Origin of the sequence: uncultured Planktosalinus sp., assembly GCF_963973675.1 — a bacterium.
In the GTDB taxonomy this organism is placed as follows: Bacteria; Bacteroidota; Bacteroidia; order Flavobacteriales; family Flavobacteriaceae; genus Planktosalinus.
Genome location: NZ_CAXBAN010000259.1, coordinates 1 through 3,976 on the forward strand (window position 1 = coordinate 1; position 3,976 = coordinate 3,976).

4 protein-coding genes are annotated in these 3,976 nt (G+C 38.4%); 2 read left to right on the forward strand and 2 right to left on the reverse strand.

Features of this window, described 5'->3' with window-relative positions; all coding sequences use genetic code 11:
• Both AACY61_RS10055 and pgi read left to right on the forward strand, forming a co-directional pair.
• Positions 1-709 (forward strand): N-acetylglucosamine kinase (locus AACY61_RS10055; RefSeq protein WP_339611449.1); only part of this gene is annotated, 709 nt, incomplete at its 5' end.
• Positions 706-2,268 (forward strand): glucose-6-phosphate isomerase, encoded by a 1,563-nt coding sequence (gene pgi / locus AACY61_RS10060; RefSeq protein WP_339611451.1) that lies wholly within the window; start codon positions 706-708, stop codon positions 2,266-2,268. The genes AACY61_RS10055 and pgi, both read left to right, overlap by 4 nt.
• A 7-nt stretch (positions 2,269-2,275) precedes the next feature.
• Here the strand turns inward: pgi and AACY61_RS10065 are convergent, their stop codons facing one another.
• Positions 2,276-2,608, reverse strand: coding sequence for a DUF202 domain-containing protein (locus AACY61_RS10065; RefSeq protein WP_339611452.1), 333 nt, complete (start codon positions 2,606-2,608; stop codon positions 2,276-2,278).
• 16 nt (positions 2,609-2,624) lie between these two features.
• The coding region (locus tag AACY61_RS10070) for an SLC13 family permease (RefSeq protein WP_339611453.1) at positions 2,625-3,976 on the reverse strand (1,352 nt) is incomplete at its 5' end.

Consider the following 3,976-nt stretch of genomic DNA (forward strand, 5'->3'; position numbering starts at 1 on the left):
CTTCCGAAGATACCTCAATATCGTTTCGGACTTTCTTGATTTTTATGGGGCCAGCTGTGGAACAAAAACCCCCAGAGAGACGCTTCACCATATTTTAAAACAACTTTTTGTCAATGCTTCAATTACAGTGGCCGAAGATATGCTGGCAGCTGCCCTTGCAGTAGCAGACCAACCGGGTATTGTTTGTATTTTTGGAACCGGATCAAACAGTTGTTATTTTGATGGAAAGACAGCCAAAAACCACGTAGACTCCCTTGGGTTTATCCTTATGGATGAAGCCAGTGGAAATTATTTTGGCAAACGACTCGTCCGGGATTATTTTAATAAAAAAATGCCCTCAAAATTAGCTGTTGAGTTTGAAAAGCAATTTGACCTCGAGCCCGATACGATTAAAATCAATTTATATAAAAAACCGAATCCAAATGCCTACCTCGCATCCTTTGCTGAATTTATTTTTACCAGTGAAGAAGAAAACGGATATTTTTATAACCTAATCAGCGAAGGAATCCTGAAATTTATTGAATACAAAATTCTTTGCTACAAAGAAGCACAGCAGGTGCCTATACATTTTATAGGTTCCATTGCCCATTTTTCTCAAGATATAATTAAAGATTGCCTTAACAGATACAATCTGCAACCCGGAAATTTCGTTAGAAGACCTATTGACGGATTGATTGCATACTACAGAAAAAACCGATTGAACTCATGAGTTTTCCAAAGATAAATCCGGCAACTACCAAGGCCTGGGCAGCATTGACCAAACATTTCTCTGAAATTGAAGGCAGTAGTATGCAGGAGTTTTTTCAGGAAGACGCCGACCGAGCCCGCCGTTTATCTATTGAATGCGGCGAATTTTATCTGGATTACTCCAAAAACAGGGTAAATTCAAAAACCCTGAAACTGCTTTTACAACTCGCTGATGAAGTTCAGCTTGCACAAGCCATTGAAGCTCAATTTAACGGTGAAAAAATTAATGAAACTGAAGGAAGAGCAGTGCTGCACACAGCATTAAGAGATTTCAATAAACAACCTACAGAAGTTGCCGCAACTCTTGAGAAAATGAAACATTTTTCTGAAATTGTCATCAAAGGGCAGTGGAAAGGGTATACCGGAAAACCGATCACCGATGTGGTGAATATTGGGATTGGCGGCAGTGACTTGGGCCCCGATATGGTTACTGAAGCCTTGAAATATTATAAAAACCACCTCAATCTTCACTTTATCTCAAATGTTGATGGCGATCATGTACAGGAATCGCTGAAAGAACTTGACAGGGAAACTACCTTATTTTTGATTGTTTCTAAGTCATTTACTACTCAGGAAACCCTTACCAATGTCAACAGCATTAAGAGTTGGTTTTTAAAGAAGGCAACAATTCAGGATGTTTCAAGTCATTTTGTGGCTGTTTCCACCAATATAGATGCCGTTGAGAAATTTGGCATTTCAAAAGAGAACATATTCCCGATGTGGGATTGGGTAGGAGGACGTTTTTCACTCTGGGGATCTGTGGGGCTTAGCATTTGCCTGGCTGTTGGGTATGATAATTTTGAAAAACTTTTAAAGGGAGCTCATCAAATGGATGTGCATTTTAAAACGGCCCCTTTTAAGGAAAATATGCCGGTAATTATGGCCATGCTTTCAGTGTGGTATAATAACTTTTTTAGGGCAGAATCTGAAGCCGTTGTGCCTTATTCACATTATTTATCAAAATGGGTTCCTTTTTTGCAACAGGCCGTGATGGAAAGCAATGGCAAACAAGTGGACAGAAATAGTCACCCAGTGACTTATCAAACCGGAAACATTGTTTGGGGCAGCACCGGCACCAACGCGCAGCATGCGTTTTTCCAGCTGCTGCATCAGGGAACTAAACTGATTCCGGTTGATTTTATTGCTTTCGCGAAAGCGCTTCATAATCAAGACCAACATCAGGAAATACTTTTAGCCAATTGTTTTGCACAGTCTGAAGCTTTGCTAAACGGAACTGTGGGTGAACAAGTTGAAAATCCATATCGAAACTTTGAAGGGAATCGCCCTTCAAACACCTTGCTAATCCAAAAATTAACCCCTGAAAACCTGGGCGCTTTGATTGCTCTTTACGAACACAAACTTTTTGTACAGGGAGTAATCTGGAACATTTTCAGTTATGACCAATGGGGTGTTGAATTAGGAAAGCAACTTGCAAAGGAAACACTCCTCTCAATTGAAGGAAGCGACTCTCAGGATTTAAATTCTTCAACCCGGGCATTAATTTTAAAAAGCAAAACTTAAACTTTACTCAGGTTTTTTCAGATTCTTTTTCAGGGTTTATATTCATAGATTGATAATATGTTTCAAGTTTTTTCTTTAATCTCCTAAACCTGAATATACCAATAAAAATAAGTATAAAACTCAGTCCTAAAACCGCATAACTTAACCAGCTAAAAGTAGCAAACCCTTCATATTCCAAAATAGCCACGCCCCCAATTGCCATATACAGTGACGCTCTTATATAGGAAAATAAGGTGCGTTCATTGGCTAAGGAAGTGCGTTCCATTGCCAAAAAATCACGCAGAATGATTTTTTCTTTATTTTCAAACTTTTTAGGACTGGGTATAAACTTGAATTTCATTTGTTTTTTATTTTATTTAAACTGGCCAAAAATAGAGTATTAAGGGAACACCCAGCAGTAAAATTAATAAAGTTACCGGGATTCCCATAATAAGGTAGTCTTTAAATTTATATCCACCGGGGCTCATAACCAGTGTATTGGATTGATGTCCAATGGGTGTTAAAAATGCACTCGATGCTCCTACTGCAACGGTCATTAAAAATGGATCAGAAGACATCGAAAATGTTTGGGCAACCTGAATGGCTACAGGAGCCATCAAAACTACTGTTGCTGCATTGTTTATCACATTTGAAAGCAGCATAGTTATTAGCATTAAAACACCAAGAAAAAGCCAGGTAGGGTTGTCGTTGCCTAATTGCAATAGAAGTTGAGTTACCGTTTCTGCACCACCTGAAGTTTCAAAAGCTTTGCCCACGGGAATCATTGCTGCCAACAATATTATAACCGGCCAATCCACACTGTAATAGACATCTTTTATTGGAAGTATCTTAGAAAGGACCATTGCCACTGCTGCAAGCGAAAAAGCGATATCTACAGATAAAACACCTGTTACCACAAGGGCAATTGAAATTACAAAAATGGAAAGTGCACCGATGATGCGCCTTGGTTTTCCCAGTGCTATATCGCGTTTAGCCAATGGGAGGCAATGTAGGTTTTTGATGAGTTCCTGAATATTCAATTCAAAGCCTTGAAGTAAAAATACATCGCCTGGTTTTAATTTTTCTTTAGAAATGCGTTTGTTTATTTTTTTATTTTGTCTAGCAATAGCGAGTACATTCACATTGTATTGTGAACGCAATTTGAAATCGGAGATTGTTTTTCCTATTAACGGTGAATTAGGTGTTATAACAGCTTCAATTGACTTTACTTCCCCTCCACCTTTTACTTTTTCACGTATGGGCTCACCTTCTGCCAGGCTTAGCCCGGGAGCTTCTATAAATTTTTTTAAGTCATCAGTATCAGACTCCAGGATTAAAATGTCATGCTCCCTTATCTCCTCAAAAGTTGAGGGTGCGTGCATTCGGGTATCATTTCTGATAATACCCAAAATTTCTATATCTGGATCGATATCAGATTTTATCTTTTTGATTGATCTTCCAATTAAATCAGATTCTTTATTTATTAAAATTTCTGTGATATAACTCTCAATCTCAAACATGTTATTGGTTGAAATTTCAGTTTGTCTTTTAGGTAAGAACCGCCAACCTACAAGAGTTATAAACAAAAGTCCTGCGAAGGTTAATGCGATTCCTACAGGTGCAAAATCAAACATAGTGAAAGCCCCCAGTTCTTCTGTTTTTCGAAACGTTGAGATAATGATATTTGGAGGAGTACCAATTAAAGTCATCATACCCCCAAGTATGGATG